Source organism: Sulfuricurvum sp. RIFOXYD12_FULL_44_77, assembly GCF_001830725.1.
GTDB lineage: Bacteria > Campylobacterota > Campylobacteria > Campylobacterales > Sulfurimonadaceae > Sulfuricurvum > Sulfuricurvum kujiense_A.
In genome coordinates this window covers 1-4,228 of the sequence record NZ_MIBU01000207.1, presented here as the reverse complement: position 1 = coordinate 4,228, position 4,228 = coordinate 1, and the positions used below count along the sequence as shown (strand labels likewise).

The following is a 4,228-nucleotide window of genomic DNA, read 5'->3' as shown; positions in this document are numbered from 1 at the left end:
TCATCGTATCGGCTTTTGAACGCTTTAGCGGTATTCATCGTCGTGTAGTTGGCATTATCATACGAATAGAGAGAGTTTTCGATGGTATCGTAATAGGCGAGCGCTTTGAGATAGCCGTTGAGCAGATTTTTTTGTCCGGTGATGAAAATGGACTCTTTATCCCAGTACGGCCAATCCCAATATTTCGCTTGAGAGTATGCCGGATCGCTTACCGGAGGCTGTTGCTTTTGGTCGTTTTGGTTCGAATAGCCGATGGCGATTTCACTGCCATCATCCGCGATATAGCCCCCTTTTAAACTCACTTTGGTATCTTTGGTTTCAGAGCGTAGGCGTTCTCCCTCGCTCTGTACACTTCCGGCGACCTGTGTGTAGTCATCGCTTAGGCGAATATGGTTTTGATCGCTGTAGGTGGCACCCAGTTGCGCGTAGAGGTGATCTTGACGGGTTCCGAGGTTGATCGATCCGACGCGTCGGGAAAGCTCACCGTCGCTGTCGAGCACCATCCCCGCTTTTAGATTCCCCTCCAGTGCTTTTGTTGGGCGTTTAGAGATGACATTCACAACCCCTCCCATCGTGTTTGCACCGTAGGCAATAGAGGAATACCCTTTGGAAACGTCGAGCTGAGCAATGTCGGCAGTGAGGAAACGGTCGTAATCGAAGTTGCCATCATAGGGGACATACACAGGGATACCGTCGATAAAAACACCGATCCGTCGTGCATCAAACCCGCGAATGTAGAGGGTCGATTCACCGCGCCCCCCTTGGACGTCTTGGTTGACACCGCTCATATTGTCCAGTGCGTCAGAGATCGTTTCAGAGGCATGTTTTGAGAGCTGTTCTGAGGTGATGCTTTGCTCAAAAGGGCTTTCATTGATCGGTGTATCGAGGACATTAACTTGTCCCAACGTAAAAGTATCAGCCAATACCGCTGAAGCAGCCAGAGATAGGAGGAGTAAGTTTTTCTTCATTTTTTTTCCTTACGAGGTGTATTTTGCATTAACTCAAATTGAACGAAATAGGAATACTCAATTCAACGGTTTTCCCCAAGAGCGGGAAATTACCGCTGAGGCTGAGAATCGTCTGAATCGCTTTGGTATCGAGCACGGTGCTTCCGCTGGTGCTTTTAACCTGTGCGGACTCAACCGTACCGTCGGGTTTGAGGGTGAACGTGACCAATACCACCCCCTCCAGTCGCAATTTCCGAGCGATAGAGGGGTAGATGATGGCGTTTTCGATCATAGCTCTGATGTGTCCCAATGCCGCTCCGCCGATTTGATTTTCAGGAACAGGATTTCTTGGTAGTTCTTTTTCAGAAGAGGATGAGGTCAAATGAGGAGAATCATTTAGCGTATTGGATGAGCGAAGTGAAGATGCGGGATGGGACATTGCTAGGGGCGCGGACGCCTCAGAGGAGAGCATCGGTTGTTTCGTCGCTATCCTCTCAGGTGTCGTTGCAATAGGGCTAGGCTCTATTTTTTGGTCCGTTTTTGGTTGAACTTTAGAGATGGTGTGAATATCTCCCGATTCAGAGGTAAACTCAGCCAATGAAATCACGATTCTCTCTTCTGCTTTTACTAAAGGGATCGGATGGGCAGTCATAAAATAGGTCATTGAAGCCAAAAGGGTCGCATGAATCCCGAAGGAAGCGGCAAACGATTTAGTTTTTAATAACGAATTTTTATGTTGTATCTTTTCTGATATAACGATAGAATTTAAACTATGCATCTTTTATCCTTAGTAATTTTGATACATTATCAGGGGAGACGATACCGCAGACAAGGACGCCTGTCGCCTCGTCTTATATGGTTAGAAAATAAAGCTTATTTAAGCGCAAAGCCGTATTTTTTCATAATAGCATCCGCTTCAGGTGATTCAAAAACTGAAATAAAAGCACGCGCCGCTTTATTGTTTTCACCCCGCTTAAGCAGTGCATATCCTTGAATGATGTCGGGATGAGTTTTAGCATCAATCAGACCGAAATTCATCTCTTCGGCGATGATCGGGGCTTTTGCGATAGAGATTGCGATGATTCCGACATCCGCTGCACCTGTTTGGACGTATTGGGTCGCTTGTGAGATGTTTTCCCCCATAACAAATTTATGTTTGACTTTGTCGTATAGTCCCAGTGTTTTCAGTGCAGCGACGGCAGCTTGACCGTAGGGAGCATGGTCAGGATTGGCTATGGCTATTTTTTTAATTTTATCCGTTGCTAAAATTGAGAGATTATTGACAGGGATGTTGCTTGATTTTAGTGTCATAAGACCGACACGACCAAGTGCGTATGGTTTAACATTACCGACTGCAAATCCTTTTTCTTTTAGCTCTTTAGGATAATTCATATCGGCAGCAAAATAGGCATCATAGGGAGCACCGTTTTGAATTTGCGTCAATGCTTTACCGCTTGAACCGAATTGGAAATTAATGGTTTCATTCGGATATTTTTTTTCACAGAGGATTTTTATCTCTTTGAACGCATATTGAAGATCGGATGCGGCGGCGATGTTGGCAGTGTCAGCAAAAGCAACTGAAGCAGTTGCAACGAGTGAGAGGAGAAGGGCAGAGAACTTCATAATAATTCCTTTGTTTCTTTTTTGATATAACGACAATCACAAACGTAACATTGCAAAAATGGTTCGCGGAAAAACGCGACAATTTCGTTATATTTTGTAGGATATAACGAAATTATAAGGAAAAAGGCTTAAAGTTTGTAAGTAGGTAATGAAAATGTGTTGAAGATGAACGGCATGTTTGGAATAATATTACGAGAGGAATTCATAAAATGGATCATCCTTGTTTAATCCGATATTGGTAATACAAGTATTAAAAAGCACTTCGAAATAGCTGATTAGTGTATACGTTGTGTCCATACATTCCTGATAATCTAAAATGATGGTAGTTCCGATTTCATAGTTTCTTTCTATATCAATAAACTTCTTTTCATCAATTCGAAAGGCTCGCCATTTAACTGTTAAATTATTGTTGTTATTTGTATCTAGGTTGGATACTACACCTAGTCTATGTACGAAGCAATTCCTAGCTTTATTTAAACTGGTTACATGGTCTTCAAAATCTATTGTATTTGAATGATGAATTTTAAATTCTTTTATCTTGGTTGGAAAATCTTTTTTTCCAAATTTTATTTTTGCTTGTTCAAGAACACTTATAAAATGCTGCTCATCTTGATGGGAAATCCTATTTTTTATGGCATAGATTGTTGAATATAGTCTTTCCATATAGTGATGTAAAAGTCCTATAGACTCTTCAAGAAATTTTTTAGATGTATACCATTGAGCCTTTTCAACTTTTTCCGTGAATGATTTATTTTGTGCATATTGAAAACCAAATGTAACTGCATGTATTGAAGAATTATAGGTTTCTTCCGAGCTCATAATACCAATTGCATAAAATTTATGTGTATCTATTAAATATTGAAGTTCTTGACCAAACATATTTTTTAAATACGCAAGTGGAACGACTAAGTTGCCTGATTCTGTAATTGCTAGTGTAAATTTTTCATCTTCTCTCATTTTTAGAACCTAACTGAATTATTAATTAATTTTCGACCATACTTATTAAATGATTATATTATTAGAGAAGCTTGATTCCCACCTTCGCAGGAATGACGATTTACAACCCAATTATAATATGTTTCGGAGATATAAGGGCGTAAGCATTCATCCCCTCTGAGAGTTGCGCTGTATCTTTCGGATTCATCAGAGCAATCAGTTCGGTAAAGAGATCAAGGGCGAAAGCGATCTCGTCCGTTTCGTCTTGGGACTCGATACGACTGATCGTCCCTTTGAGAGTGTTCATCGCCTCTTCGCCTTTCGGAGGAGTCGTGACGATAGTAACATCACTTGATTTGATGATGGCGTAGAGATCGCATCCGACGGTCAGTCCCATATTTCGAACTGATTTGAGGGTGATGATTGATTGGATCGTATGGCTTCCCGTTAGTGAGAGGGTAAGTACACCGTTAAGACCGCGCTCTTCGATGCTTAGAAGCGTTGCGGGGAGTTGATTCCGCGCGCTGGTAGTGAGAAACGTGCGGCTGAGGATGCGGGCGAGGCGTTCGGGGTCGTTGCCCGCTTCGGCGAAACGGTCGATAAACTGACGGTGGAGTTCGTTGAAACGGTGAAACGTCGCGATGAGTTCACGGGCGTAGGGGGTGAGTTTCGTTCCTCCGCCCCCTTTGCCACCAGTAAGACGCTCTATGAGCGGCTGATCG

Annotated in this window: 5 protein-coding genes; all 5 read right to left on the bottom strand. The window is 42.7% G+C overall.

Annotated elements, in window-relative coordinates; translation table 11 throughout:
• On the bottom strand, positions 1-968 hold a 968-nt coding region (locus tag A2517_RS07625; protein ID WP_294895723.1), incomplete at its 3' end, for a TonB-dependent siderophore receptor.
• A gap of 28 nt (positions 969-996) precedes the next feature.
• Positions 997-1,725 carry an energy transducer TonB gene (locus A2517_RS07620; protein WP_294895721.1) on the bottom strand — a complete coding sequence of 243 codons (729 nt, stop codon included), beginning with the start codon at positions 1,723-1,725 and terminating at the stop codon, positions 997-999.
• A 95-nt stretch (positions 1,726-1,820) separates the two neighbouring features.
• The gene (gene modA, locus A2517_RS07615; RefSeq protein ID WP_294895719.1) at positions 1,821-2,570 is read right to left on the bottom strand and encodes a molybdate ABC transporter substrate-binding protein; all 750 of its coding nucleotides are present in this window, start codon (positions 2,568-2,570) and stop codon (positions 1,821-1,823) included.
• Positions 2,571-2,759: 189 nt separating this feature from the next.
• Complete coding sequence (locus tag A2517_RS07610) at positions 2,760-3,527, bottom strand: hypothetical protein (RefSeq protein ID WP_294895717.1); 768 nt, start codon at positions 3,525-3,527, stop codon at positions 2,760-2,762.
• Positions 3,528-3,627: 100 nt separating this feature from the next.
• Positions 3,628-4,228 (bottom strand): molybdopterin-binding protein (locus A2517_RS07605; protein ID WP_294895715.1); only part of this gene is annotated, 601 nt, incomplete at its 5' end.